The following is a 15571-nucleotide window of genomic DNA, read 5'->3' on the forward strand; positions in this document are numbered from 1 at the left end:
GCGCCCTGGCGCGGTTTTATCGTTTATGGCGACTCAGTTCTGACCAATCGCGATCCCCCTGTGGGAGCGTGCTGGCCCGCGATCAAGACGAGGTACATCAGGCAGGCTGCGATGCAGTGTTCACGGGCAAGCCTCTACCGCTCAGCGGCCAAACGCGCGGCACGGTTAGAGCCGCGGGCAAAGCACACAAACAGCCCTGCAACCGCCGCCAGGGCCATTGGCAGCCCATGGGGCGCCATGTCCATGGCCACACCACTGATCAGCGGCCCAATCAGGCTGCCAACGCCCCACAACAAGCCAACACTGGCATTGGCCGTAATCAGATCCTGCCCTTTGAATTGTTGCCCGATCAGCACCAGGGCGAGCGTATAGACGCCACCTGCAACCGCCCCCAACACGACAAGCATCGGCCAGAGCAGCCACGGCAGTTGCAACAGCCAAGGCAATGCCACGCCAATCAGCATCGCTACGACGCCACAGACCAGGTGCACCATCGTGCGCTCGCAGCGGTCGGCCAACCAACCCAAGGGCAGTTGGAACACCATGTCACCGGTCAGGATCACGGTGACCATCAACGCCGCAACGCCCAGAGCGAAGCCATGACTGGAGGCATAGACCGGCAACAGCGAGAGGATCACCGCATCAAAGAAGGAAAAGAACAGCACACCCATGCACAGGGCCGGTGCCACCTGGAAAAAGCCCGCCAGGGAAAAGCTCTTCTCGCCCTCCTCGCCATGCTCGACGTAGTCATCAGGCACAGTCCAGACAATGCAGGCCAGCGCCAGCAGGTAGCACAGGCTCACCACGATCGTTACCCACGGGCTTTGCGCGCCGAACAGCGCCAGCATGGTCGGCCCCGCCATCTGGAAACCGGTGAACGCCGTGGCGTACAACGCCATGACTTTGCCACGATTGTGCTCTTCACTCAGCTCATTGACCCAGGACTCGCCGAGAATGATCGCAATACCCATGCCGATCCCCAGCATCAGGCGTAACAGGCACAGCAGGTAGATCGAGGAGAACGCCACTTCGATCAATGCGACGCTCAAGGCGCACATCCCGAAACTCAACAGGTAGATGGTACGGCGCGTCAGATGCCGACAGCAGGCGTCGACCATAAACGCCGAAAGCATCATGCCCGCCGCGGGAATCGCCGACACAATACCGATCTTGAGGGTACCGGCTCCGGCCTCGAACAGCCGCAGGGACACCAAGGGCAACGTCGCCCCCAGGCTCAGGCCAACAACAGAAACCGCGAACAACAGGCCCGCCAGAAAACGCTTGTCCATCTTGACTCCAAACCCACTGACGCAGGGATAGCGATATCCCTGCACTCACACATGCAGACCACAAAGGCGTGTATTCGATACGGACAAGCACGCGTGGCAACACCACGCCCGCGTCCGTCCTGTCAGTTCGGGCAGGTGGGCGGAGAGAAGGTAAAGGCGAACAGGACGCTACGCCGACGCTTGAGCACCGTATCGCTCGGCCAGTCACGCCTTACGGCCTGCATGACAGGCTGTATCAACGTGTAAGGACGGGTGAGGCGGCTCATGGTTCGGCTACTGGAGAAAATGAAGGGCGGCACTCTAGGGGAAGCCTGCGCCGCCCGTCAATCGTTACGCCTGAGCAATAGCACCAAGGTCGGTAACGATTGGCGGCGCAGCCAAACCTCACTGCTTGCCTGTGGACGGCAGCAGGATCGCCAGCAGGCCGAACAGCGGCAGGTACGAACAGATACTGTAGACGTACTCGATCCCATGGCTATCGGCCAGGTAGCCCAGCAGTGCCGCGCCGATACCGCCAAAGCCGAACATCAGGCCGAAGAAAATCCCGGCGATCATCCCGACATTACCCGGCACCAGCTCCTGGGCGTAAACCACGATGGCCGAAAAGGCCGAGGCCAGGATGAAGCCGATGATCATGCTGAGCACACTGGTCCAGAACAGATCGACATAAGGCAGCAGCAGGGTGAACGGCGCCACCCCGAGGATCGAAAACCAGATCACGGCCTTGCGCCCGATCCGGTCCCCAATCGGCCCACCGAAAAAGGTACCCGCCGCAACCGCACCGAGGAACAGGAACAGGTACAACTGCGAACTGGCGACCGAGAGGTTGAATTTTTCGATCAGGTAGAACGTGAAGTAGCTGGTAAAGCTGGACATGTAGAAGTACTTGGAGAACACCAACAGCCCAAGCACCACAAGGGCCCCGATGACCCGCTGACGGGACAGGCCATGGCTCGCACGCTGACCTTGCTTGGCTTTGAACAGGTTCAAGTGCTCGCGGTACCAGCGGCTCAGCGCGTAGGTCACCAGCAAGGCAAATACCGCAAACAGACCGAACCAGGCCACATTACCCTGCCCGAACGGAATCACGATCGCCGCAGCCAACAATGGGCCAAACGCCGAACCTGCGTTACCGCCCACCTGGAAGGTCGACTGCGCCAGCCCGTAGCGGCCACCCGACGCCAGGCGGGCAATACGTGACGTCTCGGGGTGGAACGTCGAGGAGCCAATACCAATCAGCGCCGAGGCCAGCAGGATCATCGAGAAACTGCCGACGAACGCCAGCATCACAATACCGACCAGCGTACACAGCGTACCCAGCGGCAACAGGTTGGGCATGGGTTTGCGGTCGGTGTAAAAGCCCACCCAAGGCTGCAGCAACGAGGCCGTGATCTGGAATGTCAGGGTAATCAAGCCGATCTGAGCAAAGCTCAGCCCATAATTAGCCTTGAGTAGCGGGTAGATCGACGGAAGCACGGCCTGGATCAGATCGTTGATCAAGTGCGCCAATGCGCAGGCGGCGATAATTCGCATCACCAGCGGGCTGCTTTGGGCGCTTGCCAAGGTAGAAGGCGAACTGGACTGGGCACTGCTCAAGGCCATGGGAATGCGTTCCATCCGGATAATTGGGATCCAATTATCCGGAATCCTTTAAGCAGAGCACCATGTTTTTCGTGTAATACAGTCGTAACAGGCCGAAATGCCTAAGCAATTGATCATGCGCGAATTTTTTTTAGAAACAGGTGTTGACAGATATCCGTTTCAGGCTAATAATGCGCGCCACTTGGCTACATAGCTCAGTTGGTTAGAGCATAGCATTCATAATGCTGGGGTCCGGGGTTCAAGTCCCTGTGTAGCCACCAAGTACTAAAAAGGGCTTACCGCAAGGTAAGCCCTTTTTTCTTGCCCGCAAAAAAGTACCCAGCGCATAACACGCTGGCACCCCATCGATACCTTCTCAAGCCAACATCAAGCACCGAACAAGGCTCGCTTGCTCCACGCTAGCGAACACTGGCAAAGACCACCGCTACCCCAAGGCCAATCAAAGCCATGCCAATCACCTTGTCCACCAGCCCCTGACGATCGAGCATTGTGCGCCGCAGGGCATCGCTGGAGAAAAAGACGGCCACCAGGCTGAACCACACCCAATGGGCGAAGGACATGAAGAAGCCATAGCCAAAGTCAGTCGCCAGCGAGCTGTCAGGCTGTACCACTTGGGTATAGGCACTGACCACAAAGAGCATGGTCTTGGGGTTCAGGGCGTTGGTCAGAAAGCCCGAGCGCAATGCAGCGAACACCCCCAGACGACTGGCGCCGTCATCATCCCCCAGCGCGATGCGTTGGGTGTTGGTGAAGGATTTATAACCCAGATAAATCAAGTAGCCCGCACCCAACGCCTTCATCGCCAGAAACAGCAGCGGTGATTGGCTGATGATCAACGCGATTCCCAGCACGGTGTACAACACATGCACCTGCACTCCGCAGGCAATCCCCAACGCCGCCATGAGACCAGCCCTGCGACCGAAGGCGTAGCTGCTACGCGTGACCATGGCAAAGTCCGCACCGGGGCTGATCACCGCCAGAACGGTGAACAGGGCAACAGCGATCAATTCATTCACGTAAAGCGCCTCGATCAGCTAGTAAAATGCACAGATGCGCTCTGCTCGGGCGGCTAGCACCGACGCCATCGCAATGGATCCTTGTAGGAGCCGGGCTTGCCCGCGATGCAGGCACCACGAACTCAAGGGCACCCCACCGACGCCATCGCAGGCAAGCCTGCGCCTACAGAAAAGCAGTGTTCTGTACGGTGCTTATTATCGAAAGCTTCGTTGTGGCTAAAAAGCGATTTATAGTGCGACAAATCCGCTAGTTTTCTTCACAGATATGAAGCTGCCCGCCCTCTCCGCCTTCCGCTATTTCGACGTCGCGGCGCAAACCGAAAGCTTCGTTCGCGCCGCCGAACTGCTGCACGTCACCCATGGTGCCGTGAGCCGGCAGGTGCGCTTGCTGGAGGAGTCCCTCGGGGTGCAGTTGTTTGAGCGACGCAACCGGGCGATTTTCCTCACGGCCGCCGGACGCGCCCTGCATGGCACCACCCAGTCGCTGTTCGAGCAATTGGAAGGTGCGGTCTATCGCCTGCAACAACAGGCGCGGGAAAACGTTCTGGCGCTCTCCTGCGAGCCGACTATCGCCATGAAATGGCTGATTCCGCGCCTGCCGGCCTTCCATGCCGCGCACCCAGACATCCACATCCATCTGGTGGCGGCCGGCGGCCCGGTGGATTTTATCGGCAGCGGTATTGACCTTGCGCTGCGCCGCGATGACTTCCCATGGAACAAAGGCCTGGACGCCGTTAAGGTCTGTGACGAATACGTAGGCCCGGTGTGCAACAACGCCCTGGCCACGCAGGGGCTAGCCGGGCAACGACTGCTGCATACAGGCTCACGACCCAATGCCTGGAACACCTGGTTACGCCTGAGCAAGCAGTCAGCCCAGGACTGCAGCCGAGCCGACTATGAGCATTTCTACCTGTGCATCCAGGCAGCAGTGGCTGGCCTGGGCCTGGCAATGGCCTCGTTCCTGATGGTGCAGGACGAAATCGCGGCCGGGCAACTGCAGGCGCCTCAGGGCTTTATCAAGGACGGCTCAGCTTATTACCTGCTCTGCCCCCAGCCCATTGCCGAGCACGCTACGTACCGACGCTTCGCTGACTGGATCACGGCGCAGTCACAAGCCGCTGGCAATACGATGAACCTGAGCTGAAATCCCCACCCCAGGTCCGATAGCCGGCCGTATCGATGTGAATCCGCCCCGTAGGGTAGCGCCCCAATCCCATGTTCCAGGCAGCACCTTGGGTTTGCCAGAAACGACACAACGACGCAGGATCAGAGCCAAGGGGCAGCAACAGGTCAACCGCAAAGGCGCGAGTATGTGCACTGCCAACAGCGCCACCGGCACACGCATTGAGCGTGGGATTACGGTACGCCGAGACGACCTCGTAGCGGCGCAGGACGTGCTGATCACCCAGGGCCTTGAGCAGTTGCAGGGTCGAGCGTACGGCGGGCCATTGCCCCAGAGGCGGTACCGCGAATGGCTCGGCAGCGCACAGCCGCCAGTCGCTGGCTGAACGCAGCAACTCATGTATTGGAACCCTGCCGTAGAGCCGTGCCTCGACCAGCATGTCACGGAACACTCGCGTCTCATGGTCGCCAGCCCAGAGGGCGAACATGCGCACGTCGCGCTCGTCGGCATACGCCCCAAACGTACCGAGCCACAGGCCCATAACTGGCAGCGCCACCTTGCGCCGTATCACCCGCATAAACGCTCCACTTCCCAAGCCCACAGAAATGCCTACAGTATGGCCTGACTAGCAAAAGGAGAGAGGCCACTGGCATGGAGTCAACTATGCGCAAAACCACTTTATTAACCCTGACGCTGGGGCTGTCTGCCTTGGCCCTGAGCACGACACCACAGGCCGATACCAGGGTCACCCTGGGTGATCAGCAACGGGTCAGCAGGTTGTTTGCCTACCCCAACAACTGCAGCGCTATCTGCTTCCGGGACTGGACGCTGGAACAGACCGTCGAGCACTACCTGAAGCAAAGCGTAGCGCGAGACGGCTACACCCAAGCGACGGTCCGGGTGGGGCGCGACAATGGCACCCTGTATGCTTATATTACAGACGTCCCCAGCACCTACGGCGAACCGCTGACGCGCCTGCTCGACAATGGCGAACTCGCCTACCAGGGCGCCAGCCAGCTCAACCGCGACGGCAAGTGGGCCTACAACTGGCTGCTGTTCCTGCCACTGGGCATGGCCCTGGAAAATCGCCGCAGCATCGAGCTGCTGCACTTTCCGCCAGACTATTCGCTGACCCAGGCGCAAGATTACCTGCGCTCGAACACCACTGACCGCTGGGCGTACCTGTTGAGTGTCAACGGTGTACCTGTGGATAACACGCCGGCCTTCCAGACCATCGTCGACATTGCCCCGATTGCCGCCCCTGCCTCTGCCGGCAAAGCGCTCGAGGGTGTCTACGGGTACTTCAACGACTACCAGACGAACATGGTCAAGGCGGTCACCCGCAACGCCAAGGGGGATTCACTGCCGATGGTGGCATTTGGTTCACCGGTACGTACCTGGGTGGAGCAAACCTATGGCCAAGGCGTCAACGTACTGGGGCTGGTGAACATCAGCCCGACGACCGGGCAACGCGTGCCGGTACTGGGCTCAAACCACCCCAGCGCCATTTGGTACACCGCGGACAAAGCCAACCACGCAGGCGATCAGGACCAGGCAGACGCGGCGGGTTTGAAGATGATGGGCCAGGACCTCAGCGCCGCCTGCTGGCAGGCCGGCATGGGCAGCAACCCCAAGGCCGATGCCGAGGCCACGCTGAATGCCTGCACGCAAAAATGGCAGGTCACCGCGAAGACGCAGACCTGTGAGCTGTTCTACCGTTCAATTCGGGAAATGACCCCGGAGCAGGCCGCAGCCAAATGCAACACCGATGCGGTAAGGCGCAGCTTGCAAACACTGCAACAGCCTCTGGAAGAGATCTGATCGCTCAAGCCTCATTGTCGGCAACGCCGACAATGAGGCTACAGGGCTCAGTCCTGTGGGCGCAGGCGATACTGCGGCGGCAACTGCTCAAAGCCGCTGATGGTGGTGTTGAGGCTCTTCCAGCGGCCATCCTTGATGCCGTAGATGCAGCCATGCACCGACAGGCTCTGCCCACGATGCCAGGCGTTTTGAACGATGCTGGTATGAGCAACGTTAGCCACCTGCTGAATCACGTTCAGCTCACACAGGCGGTCGACCTGCTCTTCCTCAGTAGCCAACTGCGAAAGCGCCACGCGGTTCTCGTAGTAAAGGTCACGGATCGAACGCAGCCAGCCGTCGATCAGGCCCAACTGGCGATCCTGCATCGAGGCCCGCACACCGCCACAGCCATAGTGACCGGTGACCAGAATGTGTTTGACCTTGAGCACGTCTACTGCGTACTGGATCACCGACAGGCAGTTCAGGTCGGTGTGCAGCACCACGTTGGCGACGTTACGGTGAACAAACAGATCGCCCGGCAGCATGCCGACGATTTCGTTGGCCGGCACCCGCGCATCCGAGCAGCCAATCCACAGGAATTCAGGCGTTTGCTGGCGTGCCAGCTTGGCGAAAAACTCCGGATCTTCCTGTTTGATTGCATCAGCCCAGCGGGCGTTGTTATCAATCAGTTCTTGTAGGTCGTGCATGTTCAAGCCTCATAGATGATCCGCAGTCTCTGACAGGCGCCAAGCCGAACAGGTCACGCGCAGCATGGAACTGCCTTCAGTCGATCAACGTGCAGGCCATCACCAGCGCATCCTCGCGACCACCGGCAATGGGGTAATAATCTCGACGCCGACCCACTTCGCTGAAGCCGTAGCGCTCGTACAACCGGTAGGCAGACTGGTTACTGGCGCGCACCTCGAGGAAACACTCCCGGCCGTTGAGCTCGTAGGCACGTTTCATCAGGTGTTCGAGCAAGCGCAGGCCCAGGCCGCGCCCCTGGCTCTCCGGCTTGACGGTGATGTTGAGCAGGTGCGCCTCATCGATGATCACGTTGATCACACCGTGCCCCACCTGCTGCCCACCCTCGAACATCAACCAGATTTCATAGGATTTTAGCCCGTCGAGGAAAATTCCTCGGGTCCAGGGGTGGCTGAAGGCGGCATATTCGATCTTCAGTACGGCATCCAGGTCCGCCTCGGTCATCCGACGAAAACTGATTGTGTCACTCATCGCTTGGTTTCCAGCGCGCCATCAGCCGACGCATGGCTTTCCAGACATCCGCCTTGCGTTGCGGCTCGTCCATCAACACTTCAAGGCCCGGCAAGGCCCAGGCATGCCCCAGGCCCTCGACCGGTAATTCACGGTAAAAGGCCTGCTCATCGGCCTCCCCGGCAAAGCGCACGGCAGGCAGACCAACCAGCCACAGGCAGGCGCACGGAGCGTCTTCCAGACGGGCCTGGATAAAGCCCTGCACGAAATCACGGGCCGCTTCCGGCCCCTGGTCAAGGTTGCCACGCACCAACAGCGGCCAGCGCACGGGCTCACCGATGATCTGCGGGCTGTCTGGCAAGCCTGCGGCACGCAACATGTCCTTGAGCAGCAAGTAGGACGGATCGCGACTCTGGAACGGCTCACCAGTGGCCAACTCGACCAACACCAGGCAACGCCCTGCACGTAGCAATTGCAAGGCAAAACGCGGCGGCGGAACGACAGCCGCCTTGACCGGCGCTACCGCCTCCTGCGCCTCTTCCAGCGGCTTGCTGGCAGCTCGCGGGGTGGTGCTGGGGCGCGGGATCTCGATTTTCTGCCGCTCAACCGGCTTGCTCACCGGCACAACGACGGGGGCGGTCTGTTGCACGGGCGAATGTGCAACCTCCTCCACCAGCGGCTCCAACGGCAGCAAGAGTTCAGGGCGCGACGGCGCAGCGAACGGCAGTTCGGCACGCGGCAGCCAAGGCACTACTTGCATGGCATTGAGGTAAGCGCGGCGGCGGGACTCGGTGAGCAAAGGTCGGCCATCTGTGGATAAGTCAGGGCCCACATTCTACCGCCCTTCGCTGCCCGGCGCCGCAGTTGATCGGCAGAAATCCGCCCGAGAATACCCACAAGCGATCAAGGGGTGAATCGACAACCGCATGATGCAGTACAATCGGCGCTTTTATTTGGCAGCGAGTCGACCCGCCAATGATCGAACCCAAACGCGTCCTGCGCGCCCTAGCCGAACACTGGGCCTTGCTCGAGCCGTTGTGCGAGCGCTTCGACCAGGGCACCCTGAGCCTGGCAGAACTGCGCCTGCAACTGGCGACCCAGCAGCTGGAAAGCACGCCGCAGGACATCACCAACCTGCTCGATGTGTGGATTCGCCTGGATATTCTGGTGCCCGTGGCCAAAAGCCCGAACCGTTTTGAACTGAATGCCCAGATCCACGATTTCCTCGCCTACCTGCGCCGCGAGCACCGCCTTGGCCTGTGCCTGGAAATCGAAGCCTACCTGCGCCACCTCGAGCGTCTGGCCGGGCACATCCAGGACGCCTTCGACATTCGCGACGGCAATGACCTCGCACGCCAACTGCGCCTGCTCGACATGCGGGTGCGTGACGTTCTGAAAAAGCTCGACAACGACGAACAGGCACTGGTGGCCGTGGCCGAACGGGCCAAGACCAGCGACCGACAGATTCCCCTGCGCCAGCGTTATGCTGAAGTTCTGGCGACCTGGGACGAGTACGTCGAGCCGATGATCCAACTGGTCAACGCCGACGGCGCCTTCGAGCAGGGTGTACGCAAGGTCGAGACCGTGCTGTTGCGCCTGCTTGGCGAACAGGCACGCCTGGGCCAACTGGTCGACGACGACATGCTGCTGCGCACCCATGCCCGCATCCTGGAAATGCAGACCAGCGCGCAACTGACCCTGCGCCATGCCCGCGAACTGCTGCTGCCCCTGCGTGAAGAGGCGCGCCGACACAACGCCGTGACCCGTGGCGCGGCACTGGCCCTGTCGGTGATCCGCCGCAAAGGCCTGGACGCCGTGCCACACGCGGCAATGCCCCTGTTCACCCGGCCGCAGAGCACTTTCCTCGGCAGTGCCAGCCAGGTGGAAGCCTATGTCTATGCCCTGGCCCGCTTCGAGCCCAAACCGGCGCAGTTCCCCAAGGCGCACAAGAACCAGAAGGGCGAACCGCCGCGCGCACCGCGCACGGTCAAGGAAATGCTCGAACGCTGTACCGACGCCCTGCCAATGCCAGACCTGATGACCTGGCTGCTGGAGCAGGAGCCCGAAGGCGCCACCGACGAATTGCTGTACTGGTTCTCGCGCCTGTCGCGGGAAAAGCGCTTTACCCGCGAACGCCTTGAGCGCCGTGACTACCACACCCGCGAGCACCAGGTCAGCCTGCGCTCATTCGCCCTGACGTCCAGCCGCGAAACGCCGCTGGAGCCTACTGCGAGCACCTCACATGCATCTTGATCTTTCCGAACTGTCCCAGCTCGCGCCGATCTTCCGCGAGCTGTTCAAAGGCTTCCACATCAGCCGCCGCGACCCGGAGCTTTACGCTCAACTGTCGAACTTTCAGGACCAGTACCGCGGCCTGTTCAGGGCATTGGGCTTCGAACTGGTCTGCGATACCCGCGGTTTCTACTACTTCGTCCCCGAGCAAGCCGCCGCGCAAGTAAACAAGACCGCCCAACGCCTCTCGCTGTTCACCTTCATTCTGGTAGAGCACCTGGCCGACCAGGGGCGAGACCCAATCGCCGTGCTGGATGGCGGCAGCCTGGGCCGTGATGAGCTGCCGTCGCTGCTGGAGAAGTACCGCGACCTGTTCATCCAGGCTGAAGTCCAGACACCAGAGGAACTGGAAGAAAAGATCATGCGGCGCATGACCCAACTCGGGTTTGCCAGCGAAGAGAATGGTATCTACCGCTTCCTGCCGCCGATGCACCGTTTCCTCGACGTGTGCCTGTCGGTCCAGCAGGACCGCGACCTGGCCGCCAGCCTGCACAGCGCGTTGCCACTGCCAACGCCCGTACTGGTCGACGAAGACAGCGACGAGAAACTGCTCAAGACTGACGACCCGCTTGATCTGGGCCCGTTCGACGACCTGGACGAAACCGAAGAAGAGGCCCTGGCCCGCGCCATCGCCGAAGAGCAACAGGAGATTGATGCATGAGCCAGGAACGCTACGGCATCCGCCGCTTTGCACTGCTCAACACTGCCGGCTACAGCCTCGGTCTGTTCCCGCTGGAGCACCCGCTGTCGGTCTACGGCGCCAACAACCTGGGCAAGAGTGCGTCGATCAACGCCCTGCAGTTCCCGATCCTGGCACGCATGTCGGACATGAGCTTCGGCAAGTACAGCCTGGAGCAGTCGCGGCGCTTCTACTTCGCCAGCGACACCAGCTACATCCTCTGTGAAGTCTCACTGCCCCACGGCCCGCACGTGATCGGCGTGGTCGGACGCGGCCCGGGTGGCGGTTTCGGTCACCAGTTCTTCGCCTATGCCGGCGAGCTGGACCTGGCTCACTACCAGAAGAACGACACCTGCCTGCGCCAGAAAGAGCTGTTCAGCAACCTCGAGCGCAATGGCCTGAAGGCTTACGAACTCAAGCCTGACGAGCTGCGTCGACTGCTGGTCGGCGGGCACACGTCGGTGCCGCTGGACCTGACCCTGATTCCCTTGCGCTCCACCAGTGAACAGAGCCTGAAGACCTTCCGCGCACTGTTCATCAACCTGCTGCACATGCGCGAAATCACTGCGGCCAAACTCAAGCAACTGTTCCTCGATGCCTTCGAGCACAGCCTGCGCTCGGGCAGCGTCGACTATATCGCGGCCTGTGAAGAAGCCTTCCGCGACGTACGCCGCATGGAGCAGGACTACAACGCCCTGGTCTCAGCCGGCCCACTGGTCGAGGCCTTGGCCAACGGCGTAACCCAGCGTGACATTCTGCGCGGCAAACTGCACCGCCTGTCTCCCCTGCTCGACTCGCTGCTGGGTACCTGGCAGGACTACGCGATGGCCCGCAAGGAAGAACTGGTCATCCAGTCTGAACACTACCGCAACGAGCAGGATGCCCTGCAGAACAATCAACGCGGTGGTACCCAGGAACTGATGCGTCTGGAGCGCGAAATCACCGGCATCCAGCGCTGGCTGGGCGAGTTGTCAGTGCTCAAGCACCGCTTTGCCCTGATCGATGACGTCAAGGTCCTGGAACAGCAACTGTTGGCAGCCAAGGATGCCCACGATGAACTGGCCGGTGCCCTCGCCCAGTCACGGCAGTTCAGTGCCGAAGACCTTGAAGAACGCCTGCGTGACCTGGAAAAGCGACTGAAATCGGTCAAGCAGCAACTCGACCACGCCGACAACAACAGCTATGCCCGCCTGCGCGAAGAGTTTTCGCAACAGGACGTCGAGCGCCTGATGCGTCTGTTCAACGGCGCCCTGTTCAGCCTGCCCCTGGGCGAACGTGGCATCGAACTGGACGACAGCGAACTGTGGGTCAAATCCCTGGAAGCGGTACTTGAACGCTTCAAGGGCGAGCGCTTTGAAGTGCCGGGCCTGTCTATCGACCTGTCGCACATTGAACCCCCTGCGCTGCAGGCACTGGCCGACCGCGCGGCCCTGCGCGACCAGAAAGAGCGTCTGGAAAAAGAGCTCAAACAGCTCAAGACGCAACAGGCCGTCGCTGCCGACCGCGCTGCCAGCAAGACCCAGACCGAAGCCCTGTACCAACAGGTACTGGACGCTCAAAAAGCGCTGGAAGACTACCGCCGCGCGCAGACACTGAGCGCCGAAGAAGGCGAAAAACTCGAGCAGCTCGCGCAACTGGAGGCGGCTCAGGACGAACTCAAGCGCTCCAGCGACGCCTTCACCGAACGCGTCCAGCAGTTGTCGGCCAAGCTGCAACTGGTCGGCCGGCAGATCGCCGACATGGAAGCCAAGCAACGCACCCTTGACGATGCCCTGCGGCGCCGCCAACTGCTGCCGGCTGACCTGCCATTCGGCACCCCGTTCATGGAGCCGGTGGACGACTCGATGGACAACCTGCTGCCGCTGCTCAACGACTACCAGGACAGCTGGCAGGGCTTGCTGCGCTGCGATGGGCAGATCGAAGCGCTGTACGCCCAGGTACGCCTCAAGGGCGTGGCCAAGTTCGACAGCGAAGACGACATGGAGCGCCGCCTGCAACTGCTGATCAACGCCTATGCCCACCGCCAGGACGAAGCCCTGACCCTGGGCAAGGCGCGCCGCGCCGCGGTCACCGATATCGCCCGAACCCTGCGCAACATCCGCAGCGACTACGACAGCCTTGAACATCAGTTGGCGTTGTTCAACCGTGAGATCAACAAGCGCCAGGTATCGAACCTGCAGAGCTTCCGCATTGTTCTGGCACCGAACAAGGAAGCGCTCAAGCACATCGATCAGATTATCCACAGCGCCGGTCAATATGAGGAAGGCGAGACCCTGTCGGTGTTTGACCTGAGCCAGAGTGCCGAGCAGGACAACAAGAACGAGGAAGCCAAGGAGTACCTGGCACGCCTGGTGGCCGCCAACCACAACCAGTTGGGCCTCAAGGACCTGTTCGAGCTGGCGTTCGAGATTACCAAGGTCGGTGGTCAGCCAGTGATCCATACCGACATCGACGGCGCCGCCTCCAACGGCACCACCATGACCATCAAGGCACTGACCAACATGTACTTGTTGCTGCACTTGATGGACCGTGACCTGGCGGGTCGCGTACGCCTGCCGTACTACCTGGACGAGGCCGCCGACATCGACGAGCGCAACCAGGCGGCGCTGCTGGAGACCAGCCTGCAACTGGGCTTTGTGCCGATTCTGGCCAGCGTCAAGCCGCAAGTCTCAGCCAAGGTGGCCATTGACCTGGAAGGTGGCAGCGGGCCGAACGGGATCTACATCGATGAAGCGGACTGGAAATTCATCAGCCGCCACGAAGAGATCAAGACGGTAGCACACGAAGAGGACGCGGTTTCAGCGTAGTGGCGCCATCGCAGGCATCCGTGGAAACACGGCTTGCCTGCGATGAATTCAACGCCGTATTACTGAGCCCACGGCAAGATCGGAATTGCAGTCACCGCATTCTGCGGGCTGCCTTCGATGATCCGGTCACTGTAGACCAGGTACACCAGGGTGTTGCGCTTCTTGTCCAGGAAGCGCACGACCTGCATGGTCTTGAACACCAAGGAGGTGCGCTCCTTGAACACCTCCTCCCCCTCCTTGAGCTCTTCCTTGAAGCGAATCGGCCCGACCTGACGGCAGGCAATGGACGCCTCGGCACGGTCTTCAGCCAAACCCAGCCCGCCTTTCAGGCCACCGGTCTTGGCGCGCGACAAGTAGCAGGTCACCCCTTCCACCTTCGGGTCGTCGAACGCTTCGACCACGATGCGGTCATTCGGCCCGACAAATTTGAACACCGTCGACACCTGGCCGATTTCCTCGGCCGAGGCCAACAATGGCAGGGCCAGCAAAGCCCCCAGCAATCCTTTGATCAAACGCACACGGTTCTCCCTCATACCAGAATCAGATTGTCGCGATGGACCAGCTCCGGCTCAGCGCTGTAACCCAGCAGGCTTTCAATGGCCTCGGAGGACTGGCCGATGATTTTCTGCGCTTCCAGCGCACTGTAGTTAGCCAGGCCTCGGGCGATCTCCTGGCCGTCCGGGCCGACGCAGACCACCATCTCGCCACGGCGGAAGCTGCCTTGCACACCTTTGACGCCAACCGGCAACAGGCTCTTGTTCCCTTCGCGCAGCGCCTGGACGGCACCGGCATCAAGGGTCAACGTACCACGGGTTTGCAGGTGACCGGCCAGCCACTGCTTGCGTGCCGCCAGCATGCCACGCTCAGGCGACAGCAGGGTACCCAGGCGCTCACCTGCCTTGAGACGGTCCAGCACGCGCTCCAGGCGCCCGCCGACGATGATCGTGTGCGCCCCGGAGCGGGCCGCCAGACGCGCAGCGCGCAGCTTGGTCTGCATACCGCCACGGCCCAGCGCACCACCCGTACCACCCGCGACGGCGTCCAGGCTCGGATCATCGGCACGGGCTTCGTAGATCAACTCGGCATCGGGGTTGGTGCGCGGGTCGGCATTGAACATGCCATCGCGGTCGGTGAGGATCACCAGCAGATCAGCCTCGACCAGATTCGCCACCAGCGCCCCCAGGGTGTCGTTATCACCGAAACGGATCTCGTCGGTGACCACCGTGTCGTTTTCGTTGATAACCGGTACAACCCCCAACTCAACCAGCGTGCGCAGGGTGCTGCGGGCGTTCAGGTAACGCTTGCGGTCAGACAGGTCGTCATGGGTCAGAAGGATCTGCGCAGTGTGCCGGCCGTGTTCAGCGAAGCTCGACTCCCACGCCTGCACCAGGCCCATCTGGCCGATGGCAGCGGCTGCTTGCAGCTCGTTCATGGCACTCGGTCGCTTGGTCCAGCCCAGGCGGCTCATACCGGCGGCTACCGCCCCGGACGACACCAGCACCAACTCGACACCCGCTTCATGCAACGCCACCATCTGCTCGACCCAGACACCCATGGCCGCGCGATCCAGGCCTTTGCCATCTGCCGTCAGCAGGGCACTGCCGATTTTCACGACCCAGCGCTGGGCACCCGTCACCTTGCTCCGCATCTTCTTCCAACCTATGCCGATCTGTGGATTCTAAAAAACAGCGCTTGCTACGCCTTGTAGGAGCCGGCCTTGCCGGCGATGCAGCCTAACAGGTACCACG

At 61.2% G+C, this 15571-nt stretch carries 15 protein-coding genes and 1 tRNA gene; 6 read left to right on the forward strand and 10 right to left on the reverse strand.

Going from position 1 to position 15571, the window contains the following annotated elements:
* Window positions 1-134 precede the first annotated feature (134 nt).
* The 3 genes from EKA13_RS17550 to EKA13_RS17555 all read right to left on the reverse strand — a co-directional run bounded on the left by EKA13_RS17550 (window position 135) and on the right by EKA13_RS17555 (window position 2891).
* Window positions 135-1289: an MFS transporter gene (locus tag EKA13_RS17550; protein WP_065760604.1), complete on the reverse strand. Its 1155-nt coding sequence runs from the start codon at window positions 1287-1289 to the stop codon at window positions 135-137.
* 122 nt (window positions 1290-1411) lie between these two features.
* Entirely contained in the window at window positions 1412-1555 is a 144-nt protein-coding gene (locus tag EKA13_RS27885) for a hypothetical protein (protein WP_176717444.1), read from the reverse strand.
* Window positions 1556-1673: 118 nt separating this feature from the next.
* Window positions 1674-2891 carry an MFS transporter gene (locus EKA13_RS17555; RefSeq protein WP_065760631.1) on the reverse strand — a complete coding sequence of 406 codons (1218 nt, stop codon included), beginning with the start codon at window positions 2889-2891 and terminating at the stop codon, window positions 1674-1676.
* A gap of 183 nt (window positions 2892-3074) precedes the next feature.
* On the opposite strand from EKA13_RS17555, the gene EKA13_RS17560 reads away from it, so the two are divergent.
* Window positions 3075-3151 (forward strand) — tRNA-Met (locus EKA13_RS17560).
* Window positions 3152-3289: 138 nt separating this feature from the next.
* Here EKA13_RS17560 and EKA13_RS17565 read toward each other — a convergent pair.
* Window positions 3290-3907, reverse strand: a complete 618-nt coding sequence (locus EKA13_RS17565; protein WP_065760605.1) for a LysE family translocator — start codon at window positions 3905-3907, stop codon at window positions 3290-3292.
* A 265-nt stretch (window positions 3908-4172) separates the two neighbouring features.
* Here EKA13_RS17565 and EKA13_RS17570 point away from each other — a divergent pair, with 265 nt between their 5' ends.
* Window positions 4173-5051, forward strand: a complete 879-nt coding sequence (locus EKA13_RS17570) for a LysR substrate-binding domain-containing protein (protein WP_065760606.1) — start codon at window positions 4173-4175, stop codon at window positions 5049-5051.
* On the opposite strand, the gene EKA13_RS17575 is transcribed toward EKA13_RS17570, so the two are convergent.
* The gene (locus EKA13_RS17575) at window positions 5005-5571 is read right to left on the reverse strand and encodes a D-Ala-D-Ala carboxypeptidase family metallohydrolase (RefSeq protein WP_065760632.1); all 567 of its coding nucleotides are present in this window, start codon (window positions 5569-5571) and stop codon (window positions 5005-5007) included. The genes EKA13_RS17570 and EKA13_RS17575 overlap by 47 nt on opposite strands.
* Window positions 5572-5693: 122 nt before the next feature.
* On the opposite strand from EKA13_RS17575, the gene EKA13_RS17580 reads away from it, so the two are divergent.
* Window positions 5694-6851 carry a hypothetical protein gene (locus tag EKA13_RS17580; RefSeq protein ID WP_065760607.1) on the forward strand — a complete coding sequence of 386 codons (1158 nt, stop codon included), beginning with the start codon at window positions 5694-5696 and terminating at the stop codon, window positions 6849-6851.
* Between the two features lie 47 nt (window positions 6852-6898).
* Here the strand turns inward: EKA13_RS17580 and can are convergent, their stop codons facing one another.
* The 3 genes from can to EKA13_RS17595 form a co-directional block, all read right to left on the reverse strand.
* On the reverse strand, window positions 6899-7537 hold the full coding sequence (gene can, locus EKA13_RS17585; protein WP_065760608.1) for a carbonate dehydratase: 639 nt from the start codon (window positions 7535-7537) through the stop codon (window positions 6899-6901).
* Window positions 7538-7613: 76 nt separating this feature from the next.
* Window positions 7614-8066 (reverse strand): ribosomal protein S18-alanine N-acetyltransferase, encoded by a 453-nt coding sequence (gene rimI / locus EKA13_RS17590; RefSeq protein ID WP_065760609.1) that lies wholly within the window; start codon window positions 8064-8066, stop codon window positions 7614-7616.
* Window positions 8059-8844, reverse strand: a complete 786-nt coding sequence (locus tag EKA13_RS17595) for an energy transducer TonB (protein WP_065760610.1) — start codon at window positions 8842-8844, stop codon at window positions 8059-8061. The genes rimI and EKA13_RS17595 overlap by 8 nt, the downstream gene beginning before the upstream one ends.
* A gap of 176 nt (window positions 8845-9020) precedes the next feature.
* On the opposite strand from EKA13_RS17595, the gene mksB reads away from it, so the two are divergent.
* Genes mksB through mksF form a run of 3 tightly spaced genes read left to right on the forward strand, consistent with a single transcriptional unit; the run spans window position 9021 to window position 13823 of the window.
* Window positions 9021-10298, forward strand: a complete 1278-nt coding sequence (gene mksB, locus EKA13_RS17600) for an Mks condensin complex protein MksB (protein ID WP_065760611.1) — start codon at window positions 9021-9023, stop codon at window positions 10296-10298.
* Complete coding sequence (gene mksE / locus EKA13_RS17605; protein ID WP_065760612.1) at window positions 10288-10998, forward strand: Mks condensin complex protein MksE; 711 nt, start codon at window positions 10288-10290, stop codon at window positions 10996-10998. The genes mksB and mksE overlap by 11 nt, the downstream gene beginning before the upstream one ends.
* The gene (gene mksF, locus EKA13_RS17610; RefSeq protein ID WP_065760613.1) at window positions 10995-13823 is read left to right on the forward strand and encodes an Mks condensin complex protein MksF; all 2829 of its coding nucleotides are present in this window, start codon (window positions 10995-10997) and stop codon (window positions 13821-13823) included. Before mksE ends, mksF begins: the two co-directional genes overlap by 4 nt.
* A 59-nt stretch (window positions 13824-13882) precedes the next feature.
* Here mksF and EKA13_RS17615 read toward each other — a convergent pair whose 3' ends face one another.
* Both EKA13_RS17615 and proB read right to left on the reverse strand, forming a co-directional pair.
* On the reverse strand, window positions 13883-14341 hold the full coding sequence (locus EKA13_RS17615; RefSeq protein ID WP_065760614.1) for a CreA family protein: 459 nt from the start codon (window positions 14339-14341) through the stop codon (window positions 13883-13885).
* A gap of 11 nt (window positions 14342-14352) precedes the next feature.
* Window positions 14353-15471: a glutamate 5-kinase gene (gene proB / locus EKA13_RS17620; RefSeq protein WP_065760615.1), complete on the reverse strand. Its 1119-nt coding sequence runs from the start codon at window positions 15469-15471 to the stop codon at window positions 14353-14355.
* Window positions 15472-15571 lie beyond the last annotated feature (100 nt).

The organism is Pseudomonas defluvii, from assembly GCF_001695625.1.
GTDB classification, from domain to species: Bacteria; Pseudomonadota; Gammaproteobacteria; order Pseudomonadales; family Pseudomonadaceae; genus Aquipseudomonas; species Aquipseudomonas defluvii.